General features: G+C 47.6%; 1 pseudogene. It reads left to right on the top strand.

The window, feature by feature from the left end:
- Positions 1-298: pseudogene (gene rpnB, locus FMM79_RS00045) on the top strand (recombination-promoting nuclease RpnB); the annotation flags it as partial.
- Between the last annotated feature and the right edge of the window lie 82 nt (positions 299-380).

Below are 380 nucleotides of genomic sequence, written 5' to 3'. Positions count from 1 at the left end.
GCTAGTTACAGGGAACACTAATGACAGACAGCTAAAAGCCCTGTTTAATTACGTATTACAAACAGGGGATGCCCAGCGTTTTCGTGCATTTATTGGTGAGATAGCGGAACGCGCACCACAAGAAAAGGAGAAACTGATGACCATTGCTGACAGATTACGTGAAGAAGGCGCAATGCAGGGCAAACACGAAGAAGCCCTGCGTATTGCTCAGGAGATGCTGGATAGAGGTTTAGACAGAGAGTTAGTTATGATGGTGACCCGACTTTCACCAGACGATCTTATCGCGCAAAGCCACTAATCCTGTAACACCGGGAGTTAACTGGCGGATGTTTGCTGTAAACCACATCAGCGAACGACATCCGCCAGCGCCTCTTCTAAAT

The sequence above is a fragment of the Novosphingobium sp. BW1 genome (genome assembly GCF_008107685.1).
Classification (GTDB): Bacteria; Pseudomonadota; Alphaproteobacteria; order Sphingomonadales; family Sphingomonadaceae; genus Novosphingobium.
Note: the sequence above shows the minus strand (reverse complement) of the source record. Positions and strands in the feature narration are given on the sequence as shown.